Origin of the sequence: Methylocella sp. (assembly GCA_037200525.1) — a bacterium.
Classification (GTDB): Bacteria; Pseudomonadota; Alphaproteobacteria; order Rhizobiales; family Beijerinckiaceae; genus Methylocapsa.
Genome location: JBBCGG010000001.1, coordinates 1,043,808 through 1,057,564 on the forward strand (window position 1 = coordinate 1,043,808; position 13,757 = coordinate 1,057,564).

At 60.0% G+C, this 13,757-nt stretch carries 10 protein-coding genes and 2 pseudogenes; 1 reads left to right on the forward strand and 11 read right to left on the reverse strand.

What is annotated here, in order from left to right:
• Positions 1-21: 21 nt before the first annotated feature.
• From WDN46_04810 to WDN46_04835, 6 genes are all read right to left on the reverse strand, one after another.
• Positions 22-348, reverse strand: coding sequence for a hypothetical protein (locus WDN46_04810; GenBank protein ID MEJ0092755.1), 327 nt, complete (start codon positions 346-348; stop codon positions 22-24).
• 242 nt (positions 349-590) lie between these two features.
• Positions 591-1,826 carry a cupin domain-containing protein gene (locus WDN46_04815; protein MEJ0092756.1) on the reverse strand — a complete coding sequence of 412 codons (1,236 nt, stop codon included), beginning with the start codon at positions 1,824-1,826 and terminating at the stop codon, positions 591-593.
• Positions 1,827-2,363: 537 nt separating this feature from the next.
• Positions 2,364-3,532 (reverse strand): IS3 family transposase gene (locus WDN46_04820; GenBank protein MEJ0092757.1). Its coding sequence is split into 2 segments (ribosomal slippage): positions 2,364-3,268 and positions 3,268-3,532, totalling 1,170 coding nucleotides; the frame shifts between segments, so codons are not numbered across the junction.
• Between the two features lie 77 nt (positions 3,533-3,609).
• A complete protein-coding gene (locus WDN46_04825; GenBank protein ID MEJ0092758.1) occupies positions 3,610-4,407 on the reverse strand; it encodes a hypothetical protein in 798 nt (265 codons plus the stop codon).
• 90 nt (positions 4,408-4,497) lie between these two features.
• Positions 4,498-7,050 carry an AAA family ATPase gene (locus WDN46_04830; GenBank protein ID MEJ0092759.1) on the reverse strand — a complete coding sequence of 851 codons (2,553 nt, stop codon included), beginning with the start codon at positions 7,048-7,050 and terminating at the stop codon, positions 4,498-4,500.
• Positions 7,043-7,618 (reverse strand): hypothetical protein, encoded by a 576-nt coding sequence (locus tag WDN46_04835; GenBank protein ID MEJ0092760.1) that lies wholly within the window; start codon positions 7,616-7,618, stop codon positions 7,043-7,045. The genes WDN46_04830 and WDN46_04835 overlap by 8 nt, the downstream gene beginning before the upstream one ends.
• Positions 7,619-8,559: 941 nt before the next feature.
• On the opposite strand from WDN46_04835, the pseudogene WDN46_04840 reads away from it, so the two are divergent.
• Positions 8,560-9,326, forward strand: a pseudogene (locus WDN46_04840) (IS5 family transposase).
• Positions 9,327-9,487: 161 nt separating this feature from the next.
• Here the strand turns inward: WDN46_04840 and WDN46_04845 are convergent.
• From WDN46_04845 to WDN46_04865, 5 genes and pseudogenes are all read right to left on the reverse strand, one after another.
• Positions 9,488-10,559 (reverse strand): annotated as a pseudogene (locus WDN46_04845) (IS5 family transposase).
• Positions 10,560-10,608: 49 nt separating this feature from the next.
• The gene (locus WDN46_04850; protein MEJ0092761.1) at positions 10,609-10,746 is read right to left on the reverse strand and encodes a hypothetical protein; all 138 of its coding nucleotides are present in this window, start codon (positions 10,744-10,746) and stop codon (positions 10,609-10,611) included.
• Positions 10,743-11,921 carry an FAD-dependent monooxygenase gene (locus WDN46_04855; protein ID MEJ0092762.1) on the reverse strand — a complete coding sequence of 393 codons (1,179 nt, stop codon included), beginning with the start codon at positions 11,919-11,921 and terminating at the stop codon, positions 10,743-10,745. The genes WDN46_04850 and WDN46_04855 overlap by 4 nt, the downstream gene beginning before the upstream one ends.
• Positions 11,918-12,637 carry a methyltransferase domain-containing protein gene (locus WDN46_04860; GenBank protein ID MEJ0092763.1) on the reverse strand — a complete coding sequence of 240 codons (720 nt, stop codon included), beginning with the start codon at positions 12,635-12,637 and terminating at the stop codon, positions 11,918-11,920. Before WDN46_04860 ends, WDN46_04855 begins: the two co-directional genes overlap by 4 nt.
• Positions 12,637-13,719 (reverse strand): type III polyketide synthase, encoded by a 1,083-nt coding sequence (locus tag WDN46_04865; protein MEJ0092764.1) that lies wholly within the window; start codon positions 13,717-13,719, stop codon positions 12,637-12,639. The genes WDN46_04860 and WDN46_04865 overlap by 1 nt, the downstream gene beginning before the upstream one ends.
• Between the last annotated feature and the right edge of the window lie 38 nt (positions 13,720-13,757).

Below are 13,757 nucleotides of genomic sequence, written 5' to 3' on the forward strand. Positions count from 1 at the left end.
CGCAGGGGCGCGGAAGCTGGATTAATTCGAAGGGTTTCCCGGGTTCGGCCCAGCCAAAAGAATAAGGGCATCAAGCGCCGAGCGAAGCGATTTCATGGCGTCGAGGCTTCCGACGAGATGGGCGACAATTACCCGATCGACGTACACCTCATTGCTGGATTGCGCCTTCGCGATGTGGCGACTCGTTTCAATCGTTACCTTGCCGACGCCGTCGAGGTGTCCAAAGAATGGAGCTCGTTCAAAATACAAAAATGGGGCGTTTGCGCTTGCAGTCGCCGAAATGCCTTGAGCAACACTGGGAATAATCTCCACGACGGGCGGCTTTTCGATGAGGGGTTTACGGGCCATTGCAGTCTTTCTTAAGCTTCCGGAGCCAATCGAAATTGCTTAGCTCCCGGCCGAGGAGCGTTGTCGCGGGAAATTACAAAATCGTGGCGACCGAGTAACGTTAGCGTGAAAAAGCCCAGCGCTGAGCTGGGCTTAAGTCGGCTATGAACTGAGAGCCTGTGCCCCACGCTCTAGACAAGGAACCGACGCGAGGCGGGATTAGGCAGCCGGCGCGTCCCGTCTCATGGAAAGCCGAGCGATGGCTAAACCGGCGCGATCGGCGCCTTTGCCTTTCTCAAAGCATCAGTCACTTGCTGATCCAAGCGCAGATGCACCTTCAGGAGCTCGGGCGGCGTCAGCGCCATCCACTGATCCAACGAGACGTCCGCGTAATAGTCGCTCTTGAACATCTCGAGAAAGCGCATCGGCGTAGTGCCAGTGTTCTCAACATAATGGCCCATGGCGAACGGCACGTAGCCCACGTCCCCAGCCTGAAAATCGAACGTTCGCGCTTGACCCGACGCAGCGAACACGCCCATCCGGGCTTTACCTTCAATGTAATACTGCCATTCGTCGGTGTTGGGATGCCAGTGCAGTTCCCGCATTCCGCCCGGCGCGACCTCCACAAGGGCGGCCGCAATGTTTTTTGAGGCGGGGAATACGCTGGAATCGGTGATCCGCACCGTTCCGCTTTTCGTCCGGATCGGTTCCTGCGCCAACATGCGATGGCTGAAGCTCTGCGGGACGGGTTGAGCGCCCTGCAGCTTATCGGGACCAAGAGCCGCAGGTATCGGGGCCTTGAAGATGTAGAGTTCGCTCGGGTCAGGCGTATGGCCGAAAAGCGACGCCGACACCCCGAAATTTTTGCCCAGCACTTCATTGGGTACGTGCTTAAACCAATCGCTCAACAGGAATGTGCTGTCCTCGTCAAATTCGCCATCGTCGAAGACCAGCAAAAATTCACATCCATCGGGACCAAGACCCTGGATCGAATGGGGAATGCCGCCCGGAAAATACCACAGATCGCCGACGCCCACATCGTCGACAAAATTGCGGCCCTGGGCGTCAATCGCCGTAATGCGCGCCGATCCGTAGAGCATGTACGCCCATTCGGCTTGCTTGTGCCAGTGCAGTTCGCGCACGCCTCCGGCGTTCAATCGCATGTCGACGCCGGCGATGCTTTTAGATACGCCAAACTCCCGCACGGTTATTTGCCGCGTCCAGCCGCCGCTAGACTGACGCACATGCGAATCCGCAAAAGAAAAGCGGAGATTGGGCGTCGTTCCGGAATCTGTTGAGGGCGGATTTAGCATATCTGGATTTTGACGTTCGCGGATCTCGTCGTGTGGACCGGGATCCGTACCGCCGACGCCCGGAGCGCGACTTGGTTTCAGCGCTTCCTCAGCCGTCTGAGCAATTGCGGCGGACGCCGCTGTTAAGATGCCGCCGGCCGCCGTAACGCCCGCGAGCACGCCTCGGCGTGATAGTTCTTCACTCATAAAGTTTTAGTCCTTTTTCCGCATTCGAAACGGATGGATGGCATCCGTAAGGCCATGTCAATTTGAGCAAATTTAAAGAAGCGGAGTTTGAAAGCACGACATGGCCGTTAGCCAAATAAACCAATTATAATAAGGCACTAGCATAAAAAACGTGAAAACTATAAAGCATCTTAAAACAAAAATTATAGTATTCGCGTCCATATATTGGCCTTCCCGATCATAACATTCTCTGAGAAACGCCTCAGTCATCTTCCAAGAGTAACGGAAGATAAAGGAAATCAACCGAATGCCCTAATAACAATTCGATGATATTTCAGGCGTAACATCGCGTATCTTCAGAAGGACATTCAGGGTTGATCCTGAAGGCACAATCGCGCGCCGGAACCTGAACATCTGGAGGATCGCATCCTGATTGCGGGTCATGGAGTAGAGATTGCACATTTGGAGTCGTGACCGCCGCGGAGAACCGCCAAAGCCTCACTTATCATAAGGCCGTTTCCGATTGGCCTGCCCCCATGGGGTGATCCAGTTTGAATGTTAGTGCATTGTCGGCCCTGGCGCTATTGCTGGCGTGGCCGGCGAAGCTGGTCCGGATTGCGAAGCCGGCCATTTCAGGGTCTCCGGGGCTGGCGGCTTGTAGCCCAGCGATGAGTGCGGGCGCACGGTGTTGTAGTGGCGTCGCCATCGCTCAATGACGACCTTCGCCTCCTTGAGGATGTAGAAGATTTCACCATTCAAAAGCTCGTCGCGCAGCTTCGAGTTGAAGCTCTCGCAATAGCCGTTCTCCCAGGGACTGCCCGGCATGATGTAGGCGGTCTTCGCGCCGACGGCGGCAATCCAGTCACGCAACGCCTTGGCGATGAACTCCGGGCCGTTGTCGGAACGAATGTGGATCGGAACCCCTCGCAAGATGAAGAGGTCCGAGAGAACGTCGATGACGTCCGCTGCCTTCAGCTTCCGGTTAATCCTGATCGCGATGCATTCGCGGGTAAATTCGTCGATGATATTCAGCATGCGATATTTCCTGCCATCATGAGTGCGGTCCTCGACGAAGTCATAGGACCAGACGTGGTTGGGGCATTGCGGGCGCAGCCGGACGCACGAGCCGTCATTGAGCCAGAGACGCCCGCGCTTGGGTTGTCTGGCCGGAACTTTCAGCCCCTCGCGTCGCCAGATCCGCTCGACCCGTTTGACGTTGACCTTCCAGCCTCGCTCCCACAACATCGCCGTGATGCGGCGGTAGCCATAGCGGCCGTACTGGATGGCGAGCGCCGTGATGTCGGCGATCAATGCCGCTTCGTCATCGGGCTTGGTCGGAACCTTGCGCTGCGTGGAGCGATGCTGACCGAGAACCCGGCAAGCGAACCGCTCGGAAACGCCATGTTCGGCGATCACATGCTCCACGCAGGCGCGACGACGCGCGGAGCTCAGAAGTTTCCCGAGGCAGCCTCTTTCAGGATCAGCTTCTCAAGCGTCAAATCGGACACCGCTCGACGGAGCCGCGTATTCTCCGCCTCCAGCTCCTTCAGCCGCTTCACCTGATCGCCCTTCAGGCCGCCGTATTCCGACCGCCATCGATAGTATGTAACTTCCGTCACCCCTATCGAGCGGATCGCCTCCGCGACCGGTCGCCCTTGCGCGCTAAGCACTTCGACTTGCCGTAGCTTCGCGACGATCTCTTCCGCCTTGTGTCTTTTCCTCGGCATTGCGTAGTCCTCCATCAGGCTCATAAGCTATACTTCACGGAGGATCACTTTTCAGGGGGCAGACCATACCTCGGACTTTATTTTATTCGCTCCGGTCGGACGATATCGTCTGGAGCCACAGGTCGAAGGGTCTGGTCGCCCGGATGGCTCATGACAATCGTTGTACGGCCTGGCCCGATCATCTCCTGGTCTCGCCAGCAACCAAGGACCCAGCCGATCGGATATAGCCCCGGCTTGAGATCAAACCTGGCGGCGTCAAATGTCTTCGAAACATTGCCTGGGTTTGCCAAATCATAGTTCGAAACAATTTTGTGTGGGCCAAAACTGAGACGCATGAGACAATCCGCAACCAGGCCGGGTGGTCTCTCAAAGCGAAGAGCTAGCGCATAGGTTCCCGGCGTTCTGATGACGAGGAAACCAGATCCAGCCCCAACAAATTTTTTGTCCTTCGCGCCGGCCGCAATGATTGGCGCTAAATCAATTGTCGACCCGTCGACGAGGAAAGCGCTCAAAGGCGTCGGCGTTATCTCAGTATTGAATGTCGGGCTGACCTCGATCGCGTGGATCGTCGCCCGCCAGCCGGCCTCATAGCCGCTCAACCCGCCATTCGCGCCAACCGGAGGGATCGGACGAGCCGGCTCGACAGTCTGCGCTTCTCCCGTGGTGCTCCAGTTTTCTGCGGATTGGGGTGGTTTACCCCAATCAGGCGGTTGCACGATCGGCGCCGGGAGCGCCCGCACCATGAACCAAATCCCGGCTGCCACGCCGCAGCCGATCAGAGGGGCTGGTCCAAAGAGCAGTGCGACCCGATAGAAGCCGTCGCCGTCCCATAAACGGCAGTGAATAAAACCGAGCTTACTAAAGAATAGACTCATTAAACGCGCTCCGCCCTAACAAGATTTTACGAATCCCAAGTCCCGCAATGCGTCTTGATTAAGGTTCGGCTCGTTCCGATAAGAGTTTTGTCATTTTTCACAGAGAATCAATACAGAAATTGATTGCGCTTTCTCTGCAAGCTCAAACCCTTGGAGTGGATGCTCGCTTACCTCCGTTGAATAGGGGACGCCGTACAAATCTAAAAACACGGTTAATACGTCTACCTTGATCGAAAAATTAACGTTCTGTTGGGTGAAATCGGCCAATTTCGAAACGACAACGCCGATAACGTTGCCGCTCTGATCGACGACCGGTCCGCCGCTGTTGCCCGGTTGTATCGGCGCCGATATCTGGATGTGTTTGCTGTCGTTCTTAATTCCAGCGAGAGCTGAAACATTGCCAACTGTGAAATTTCCCCCAGAGGATAACTTGTCCAGGAGCGGATAGCCGAAAGCGGCGATTTTCTCACCAATCCTTACGCCTGCGCGCAAGGTCGCCACATGACTGCTTTCAAAGTCCACTTTCAGCAAGGCCAGATCATTGGAGGCGTCCCGCGCCAAAACTTGCGCGGGGAGAGGCTCCGCTAGTCCGCAAACCACCTTTGGATCCGCGCAACCCTCGACAACATGAGCATTTGTAACAACGTAACCATCCGCGGTAACAAAAAAGCCAGTTCCGTTGGATAGCCCCTTTCCTACCCCGATTGGCTTCTCGTTAATTCCAGTGGTCGCCGATTGAATATCGGCCAGGGTCAATTCGTTGAGCTCGACGCCGGGGCTCCCGATCAGCGGAGCGATCCGCGCGGCCTGCGCTTCTCGCGCGCGTTCGAGAACCGTCCGCGCCGTCCGGGCGTTGGCGAAATCCGGCGCCGTACGCGCCCGCTCAAAGAAGGTCTTCAGGACCGGATCGGCGTCTGGAGAAAGGTGCAAACCGTTACGCCGCGCCATCGAATGAGTGATCGCGACCAGATCTCCGGCCTCATAGCTGTCGAATTGAATTGTCTTGGTGAAGCGCGAAGGCAGGCCGGGGTTGCTTGCCAAAAACCTGCTCATCTGGTCCGGATAGCCGGCGACGATGACGACCAATCGATCCCGCCTGTCCTCCATTTCCTTCAGCAAGGTGTCGATGGCTTCCCGGCCAAAATCTGCCGCCGCCCCAGCTTGGTCGGCGAGGGTGTAAGCTTCGTCGATGAAGAGAATCCCGTCCAGCGCGTCGGCGATCTTTTCCCTTGTCTTCAGCGCCGTTTGCCCGACATAGCCGGCAACCAGCCCAGCCCGGTCCGTCTCGACCAAATGGCCTTTCTCCAGCGCGCTGAGATCGCGTAGGACGGCGCCATAAAGGCGGGCCACGGCCGTCTTTCCAGTACCCGGCGGTCCGGTGAAAACCATGTGCAGTGAGATGGGCGGCACCGGCAAACCTCGCTCGCGCCGGGCTGCTTCGACCTGGAGCCGGGAGATCAGCGTATTGATCTCGGCTTTAACCGTCGCCAACCCCGTCATTTGCCCTAATTCATTGAGCGCGCTGACGCCGGTGGCGGCGACATTCGTCTTTGTGGCGATCGCCGACCGGATGTCGGCCAGGGTCAGTTCGTCGAGGTCAACGCCGGGGCTCCCGATCAGCGGGGCGATCCGCGCGGCCTGCGTTTCGCGCGCGCGTTCGAGAACCGTCCGCGCCGTCCGGGCATTGGCGAAATCCGGCGCCGTGCGGACCCGCTCAAAGAAGGTCTTCAGGACCGGATCGGCATCCTGGGAAAGGCGCAAACCGTCATGCCGCGCCATCGAGTGGGTGATGGCGACTAGATCGACGGCCCCATAGCTGTCGAATTGAATTGTCTTGGTGAAGCGCGAAGGCAGGCCGGGGTTGCTTGCCAAAAATTTGCGCATCGGGTCGGGATAGCCGGCGACAATGACCACCAATCGATCCCGCCTGTCCTCCATTTCCTTTAGCAAGGTGTTGATGGCCTCCCGGCCGAAGTCGTTCCCCGCGCCGCCATGCTCGGCCAGCGCGTAAGCCTCGTCAATGAAGAGTACCCCGTCTAGGGCATCGGTAATCTTCTGCCGGGTCTTCAGCGCCGTCTGCCCGACATAACCGGCAACCAGCCCAGCCCGGTCCGTCTCGACCAAATGGCCTTTCTCCAGCACGCCGAGATCGCGCAGGACGGCGCCATAAAGGCGCGCCACGGCCGTTTTGCCGGCGCCAGGCGGTCCTGAGAAAACCATATGCAGCGAGATAGGCGCCACCGCCAAACCTTGCTCGCGTCGGGCTGCTTCAATCCGCAGACGCTGGATCAGCGTATTGATCTCGGCTTTAACCGTTTCCAAACCGGTCATCTCGGCCAATTCGTCGAGTGCGGCGATGCCGGTGGCTGTTCCATTAACGATGCGCAGCTTTGATCGACGCCGCACCTGCCAGTCGCCGCCGGCGCCGACCACCCGCGGCCATAGCCGAACAACACTCCTGATCCAATACAGATTGGCTGAAGCGACCAGCAAGGCGAGAACAAGGTAGCCGAGGTCGGGCGGTAGGTAAGGGGTGATCTTAAATGCAGCGAGGATTGAGAGGATGGTCATTATCAGCATGGAAATGCTGATCAATGGGGTCGGCCCGAGGAAGCCTCGTAGAGATTGAAAAATCCTATCCATTGCGCCGGCTACAGTTTTTCAATGGATGCCAAGTGACTGCACGGGTCGTCTTGCCGTCCTGTGCCGAAACGCGCCACGTTGGAAGCAGGGAGATTGTCGCGCTCCCTCCGACATCAATCACCGTCAGCGCGCCGCGTCCTGTTTCATAAGGCGCGGGAAACGGGAGGGCTACTCGCATCGGCGTAGCTGACGTCTCAAAAACAGGCGAGTAGTAAGTTCCGGAGATTAAACGGATACGGCTGGGCGGCTCCCCCGGCGCCGATGCCAAAGAGACCCAGGCAAGCGGCCGCCGGCAACCGCCGTCCTTCCCCTCCCGGAATTGGGCAAGCGCAGCATTTGGCAGACTCATTGTGGTCAATGCACCCGCAACCTCACGTTCGTCTACCTCCGTCAGATCGCTGATATTCGGTGCAGTGGGTTTAAGCGGATTTGCGCGGCCCGACGTCAGCCAAAACCAACAAACGACGCCGGAAATCACCGCGATCGCTATGGTCAGACCAATTCCAGGCAGGGCGCTTGGATTCTTTCTTCGAGGCGCCAAACGCCTTGTTTCCGTGTCTTGCGTCATGTCTGGCACCGGTGATTTCTCGTTGAGTAAGCTGTCAGTGGGGCAACCTTTGGAAGGCTTTGCATTTCTAGGCGACGGCCGAATTCCGCCCCTTATACAATCCTTGAAGCGAAGGCTTCCTCGTGCCGGTACCAAGTCTGTCTGTTAAATTATGATCCTGTTGCGGACCAAAATATGATCCAATTTCCGAAAATGATAGCCATAACGCTGAGCTAGCATTTGTTAGCCGCGTGACGGGACCAATGTGCGTTACGGTTGGAATAACACGAGGCTCGATCACTTTCTCGTAGGGGCCTTGCGATCGATGAGCAACCGTGGCGGCGCTGGATGTCGTGCCGAAAGACAGAAAGACAGGCGCAAAGCAAGATAAAGCGGATTCTCCGCTGGCTAGGTCCTGTTGACAAATAGGATTTCTTCCGACGCGTATTTCTGATTCAAGGTTGCTTTCGCAAGGAGGCGGACTTGATTCGCGGGTTGATGAGCGACGAGGAATGGGCGTGCTTTGAACCCTTCGTGACGATGCGCGGAGCGCATAGCGGGCGACGGCCAGTCGCGAAAAATCCAAGCCGTTCGGAGCGGCTTTTCCGTATACTTTCCGTACGAAAGGCCATATTGGCGCGTTTTTCATCATAAGTGAGTGATTTCATTGGCGCGCCTACGGGGAATCGAACCCATGTTTTCGGCGTGAAAGGGCAGAAAATCTAGTTCGGTATAGGTGGCTTCGCGTCCCCGCAACCAAAACCAACTATATGAATACGCAGCTCTTTTCATGAAGCCGCCCTTAGGGGCGGCTTTGCCGCTTTCAGCCCGAGTCGCCACCCTGTCGCCACGCCAAAAAAAATGGCGATCGTGACCTAGGCCGTTGTGACGAATTCGGCGTTTGGGGGATTCTCGCGAGGATCTTTCCATGATTCAAGGCTGATTTTTGGAGATCAGCCTTGATGATTCGGGATGTCGATGCGCTGCGAGACGATCAATGGGAGCGGCTTTGTGATCTTGTGCCAGGCGGAAGAGCCGGCCAGCGCGGGCCGCGCTGCGACAATCGACGCTTCGTCGACGCGCTGTTATGGATGGCCCGCTCGGGCGGCCGCTGGCGCGATCTGCCCGAACGCTTCGGCGACCATCAGGCGGTGAAACGCCGCTACTATCGCTGGATCGAGCGCGGCGCCTTGGACGGATTTCTTGAGGCATTCACCGCCGAGGCCGATCTCGAATGGCTGATGATCGACTCAACAATCGTGCGCGCCCATCAGCACGCGGCCGGCGCAAGGATCGCCAAAGGGGGGCGGATGCCCAAGGCCTGGGCCGCTCTCGCGGTGGTTTGAGCACCAAAATCCACGCCGCGACAGACGCACTCGGCAACCCCGTTCGGCTCCTTCTCGGACCTGGGCAGCGCAACGACATCACAAAAGCGCACGCCCTGATCGAAGGCTTTGCGGCCGATGCGATCATCGCCGATAAAGGTTATGACGCCAATCACTTGCGCAAGGCTGTTCTTATGCGTGAGGCTGAGCCGGTGATCCCATCAAAATCCAATCGCCGCGCGCCGCTCCCCTACGACAAGGCGCTCTACAAGGAGCGCAATCTCGTCGAGCGTTTCTTCAATAAACTGAAGCAGTTCCGGCGCGTCGCAACCCGATACGACAAGCTCCTCGCAAACTACCGAGGCTTCGTATTGCTCGCCGCTATTGCTATCATGCTCAGGTAATTCGTCACTACTGCCTAGCAGGCTGCTGAAAAACGCTTCGCCTTCGTCGATTTTATAGTCTGGGGAGTGATTCTTGCTCGGCGTCGGTCGCCCGACCGACGCCGACGAAGGCGGCTTGTGGCGGCCCGGCTGGACTTGGCGTCCGATCGGGGATTTTCGCCGATCAATTTCGGCAATCGGATGAGATTATAGGCGGCGGCTGCGAAGGCGAAGGACCAGGCGACCCGATCGACGCCGCGAAATTTTGTCTTGCGCTCACCAGCGACCGTCTTCATCCAGCAGAACGCTTCTTCAATACGTTTTCTTATGCGCTGGCTGACCGGATAGCCGGGATGGCGCGTCGTGCGCCGGTCGATGGCCAAGCGGCGTCCATTGTTGTTTTGCGCCACATGCGGTCGCACGTTCATCGAGCGCAGCTCATTGACGAAAACGCGGGCGTCATAGCCCTTGTCGGCGCCAAGAGTCACGCCGGACGGGCGATTGGCGAGCGGCTTGATCATATCGAGCGCGGCGGTTCGTTCGGCTTGGCCGTCGGCTGGGGTCAGGCAGGGGTTGACGATGAGGCCGGAGCGATTCTCCATCAAGGCGTGGCCAAGAAAAGCGAGCTTGGCTTCCATGCCCGCGCCCTTGCGGTAGAGCTTGGGATCGGTGGTCGAGGCGTGCGATGCGACTCGTTCGAGCGCTTCTCGCCCTTGAAATCAACCTCGGTGTTGCGTCCGGAGCCGGGCGGCGGCTCCTTGCCCGAGCCGTCCTTGGGCGTGAGCTCTTCATCGGCCCAGGCCTCGATCAGTGTGCCGTCAACGGAGAAATGCTCGTTTGACAGAGGCCTCTCACGCGGGGCCGAGCCAGAACCGCCGCCAGAAATTTTGCCGCGATGGCGCCTTCAGGCAGGCGGTCGCGGTTCTTCGAGAACACGGTAGCGTTCCACACCGCATCGTCGACCGAAAGGCCGACGAACCAGCGAAACAGAAGATCGGTGTCGAGCTGCTCCATCAACTGCCGCTCGGAGCGCACCGAATAGAAGGCTTGCAGCAGCATGGCGCGCAACAGCCGCTCCGGCGCGATCGACGGCCGGCCGGTCTTCAAATAAAGCGCCGAGAAATCCGGCGCCAAGGTCGACAGCGCATCGTTCACAATCGCCCGGATCGCGCGCAACGGATGATCCCGCCGCACCTTTGTCTCCAGATCGACATAGCTGAAAAGCCCACCCGCCTGTTCGTCCGACCCGCGCATTCCTTCGCTCCCTTCGCAACGCGAGGGAATCATGAACGAGCGCCCAGGCTCATCCGAGCGTCAATGTCGCCGGCTTTTTCCGCGGGCAATGTATCAGCACGTCAAGCGCTTCGCCCTGGGCGATAACGCCGTGCGCATATGCAGCGCGCGCCTTGTCGATTGTGGCGTCGATCGTTTCGCCGATCATAGGCATTCCGGCACAGCCTTCGTCTTACCGCTTAGCCGCGCGCCGAAGGAGAGGCTCGACGGAAGCGCGCGGACGACAGCCTGCATCGCGCCAGCCGTCCGCGGCAGGATCGCGAGCCGCGCCAGCACCGCGGCGGCAGCGATGCGGGTCGAGAACTGCCGCCGCCAGGCCACCGAATAGTCGCGCCCCGCGGCGACGCGCGATCTCGCGTCCCAGACGTCGTGTCGCGCCAGCGCGCAGGCGAGCAGCCAGCCCGATTGCAGCGCCATCGCGATGCCCTCGGCTATGACCGGATGGCATTCGCCGGCGATATTGCCGACGCGGAAGATGTCTGCAGCGTAACTCGCCCGGATGCCCGGCCGGATCGGGCCAGCGGCCAGCCATGCGCCGTCGAGCGCGGCGCCGCCGAGCGCCATCCGCGCCGCGGGACACGAGCTCAGGATATGCGCAAAGACCGCCTGCGCCGCCGGGCCGCGGTATAAATCCCGAACCCGCGCCAGTGCATCGCGGCGGATGCAGCAAGAGAGCGACAGGCGGCCCTGATCGGCCCACACCATACCGCCGTAACCGCCCTCGAAAACGAGTAACGGCATCAGATCGGCGGCGAGCGAAGCTCCCTTGAAATGAGCTTTGAAGCCGAAGAAATCCTGCCGCCGGTTTTGCCGTTCGAGCTGGCTTGGCAACGGCCCCCGCGTCCATGAGCCATGTGCGGCGATCACCGCGTCGGCGGTCAGCACGCGGCTCTCGCCGGCGCATTCGACGCGCACGCCGGTTGTAGCGCCGGCGGTGCAGACATCGATGGCCTGCCACGGCTGAAACACCGCGGCGCCGGCGTCAGCCGCCGCCTGCAGCAGCACGCTGTCCAGCACGTCGCGGCCAAGCGCGCGGCCGAAGGCTGCGCCCGGCGCGCGGGGCATGCCGGCCTCGACCGCTGGCCCCGACGCAAAAAGCGCGACGCGGCAGACGTTTGGGCCCGCCCTCGCCCGCACGGCCGCGCCGACGCCAAGCCGGTCGAGCAGATCGAAATTGACTGCCGACATGAACTCGCCGCAGACTTTTTTGCGCGGAAAGGGGCTCTGTTCGATGATCGCCACCCGCCGCCCCATGCCGGCCAAAGCCAGCGCCGCCGAGCAACCGGCCGGACCTGCGCCGATGATGATGGCGTCGTAGCTCATGGTCCCCGCCCTTCGGCGCGCGTGACGCAGAAAACATGGGTGAACGGGCCGATCCCGCGCTCCTCAATCTGGTCGGCGCACTCCTGCGGCCAAAGCCGAGACAGCTCGCGACCGAAAAACCCAGCGCGCACGCTGGCTGCGGCGTCGTGCCGGCTCACCGCATTCGCGCCTATCGCGCGAAGAAGGCCCGTCGCCCAAACCGCAATCCGCGTCCGGCGGGGCTCTGCGGCGACGACGACCGGCGCCAGGCGACGGAGCGATTTGAAGAGGGCCTGCAAGGAGAGGTCTGGAAAATGGTGCAGGAACAGATTAGCCGAAATGATGTCGAAACCGCCAATGCCGGGTTTATCGACAAAGGCGCAGACATCGGCCGTCACGGTTTCGACGCGCCACCCCAGCGCGGCGAAAGCCGCAACGCGCGCCGCAGTGACGAGATCGGCCTGGTCAAGCAGGATTATGTCGACATCGCCCGCATTTTGGCGCAAACGCCGCGCGACCGACAGCATGAACGAACCATCGCCGCAGCCGATTTCGAGGATCCGCGCGCGTCGTACCGGCATCTGCGCGCGCAAAAACCCGGCCATGATCGGCGCCTGAAACATCAGCTTATTGATTAGCGCGAGGTCGCGGCGCGAGCGGATCGCGCGCGGATCGGCGGCGGGCAGGCTATCGAGCAGCTCCGCCTCGATCCGGCGGGTGGCGAGAGAGGTCACCATCAAGCCGCGCCGGCCGTGTGGAACAGCATCGTTTCCGCCGTCAGGCCCGGGCCGAAGGCCATGGCGCAGCCCGCGCAATTTTCATTGAATTCGCGCAGCATCCGCTCGAGCACGAACATGATGGTCGCCGACGACATGTTGCCATAATCGCGCAGAACGTCGCGCGAGTGCGACAGGTCGTCGGGCGCCAGTTCCAGCGCCCGCTCCACCGCGTCGAGGATGGTGCGGCCGCCCGGGTGGATCGCCCAGAGATCGATATCAGCGACGCGGCCGCCGTCAAGAATGCCGCCGATGGCGGAGCCAAGCGCGTTATGGATGGCGCGAGGCACACTGCCCGATAGAGACATATCGAAGCCATCGTCGCCAATATCCCACGTCATCAGCGCGCGCGTGTCGGAAATGGCCACGGCGTGGAAGCCATCAAGACCGATGCCGGTGGGCCGCGCGCTCACCAGCGCCGCTGCGGCGCCGTCGCCCCACAGGCAAAACGACAGCAGTTCTTCGAGGTTTGCGCTCTCCTTGAGATGCAGCGTACAGAGCTCGACGTTGACGACCAGCACGCGCGCCTCGGACTGAGACCTCACAATGTGCCGCGCGAGCTTCAGCGCCGTGATCGCCGCATAGCATCCCATGAATCCTACAATTGTGCGTTCGACCGAACCCGGAAGCTCGCAGCGGGCAATGATGTCTAGATCGAGGCCGGGGGCGGAATAGCCTGTGCAGGTGGCGACGATCAGATGCGTGATGCGCTCCCGGTCTTCACCGAGTAGCACCCGTTCGACTGATTTTTGTGCGAGCGCGGGCGCCTGCGCGGAAAACATCTGCATCCGTCTGGCCGTCGATGGAAACGTGCCGCGCCTGAATACGCCGGCTGCATCGAGGTTCGCGCCATCAGGATCGGCGGCGGGCGCGACGCAGGAAAAGCGATGCTCGATGCCGCCTTTTTCCGCCATGCGGTTGAAAACCTCGCGCAAGCGGGGATCCTCCGCCAGTTGAGATCCGGCGAAGCGGAGATAGAAGCCGTGGACATCATGGACGGGAACCGCGGTCGCGATCGTGTTGATGTAAGCGTGCGACGGCATATTGGATCCCTGTCGTCTGGCCTTGAATGCTGCTGTCG

What these genes read in the sequence shown, in the direction of transcription:
- WDN46_04810 (MEJ0092755.1), bottom strand. Translation starts at nt 348, where the DNA reads ATGGCCCGTAAACCCCTCATCGAAAAGCCGCCCGTCGTGGAGATTATT.
- WDN46_04815 (MEJ0092756.1), bottom strand. Translation starts at nt 1,826, where the DNA reads ATGAGTGAAGAACTATCACGCCGAGGCGTGCTCGCGGGCGTTACGGCG.
- WDN46_04825 (MEJ0092758.1), bottom strand. Translation starts at nt 4,407, where the DNA reads ATGAGTCTATTCTTTAGTAAGCTCGGTTTTATTCACTGCCGTTTATGG.
- WDN46_04830 (MEJ0092759.1), bottom strand. Translation starts at nt 7,050, where the DNA reads ATGGATAGGATTTTTCAATCTCTACGAGGCTTCCTCGGGCCGACCCCA.
- WDN46_04835 (MEJ0092760.1), bottom strand. Translation starts at nt 7,618, where the DNA reads ATGACGCAAGACACGGAAACAAGGCGTTTGGCGCCTCGAAGAAAGAAT.
- WDN46_04850 (MEJ0092761.1), bottom strand. Translation starts at nt 10,746, where the DNA reads ATGATCGGCGAAACGATCGACGCCACAATCGACAAGGCGCGCGCTGCA.
- WDN46_04855 (MEJ0092762.1), bottom strand. Translation starts at nt 11,921, where the DNA reads ATGAGCTACGACGCCATCATCATCGGCGCAGGTCCGGCCGGTTGCTCG.
- WDN46_04860 (MEJ0092763.1), bottom strand. Translation starts at nt 12,637, where the DNA reads ATGGTGACCTCTCTCGCCACCCGCCGGATCGAGGCGGAGCTGCTCGAT.
- WDN46_04865 (MEJ0092764.1), bottom strand. Translation starts at nt 13,719, where the DNA reads ATGCCGTCGCACGCTTACATCAACACGATCGCGACCGCGGTTCCCGTC.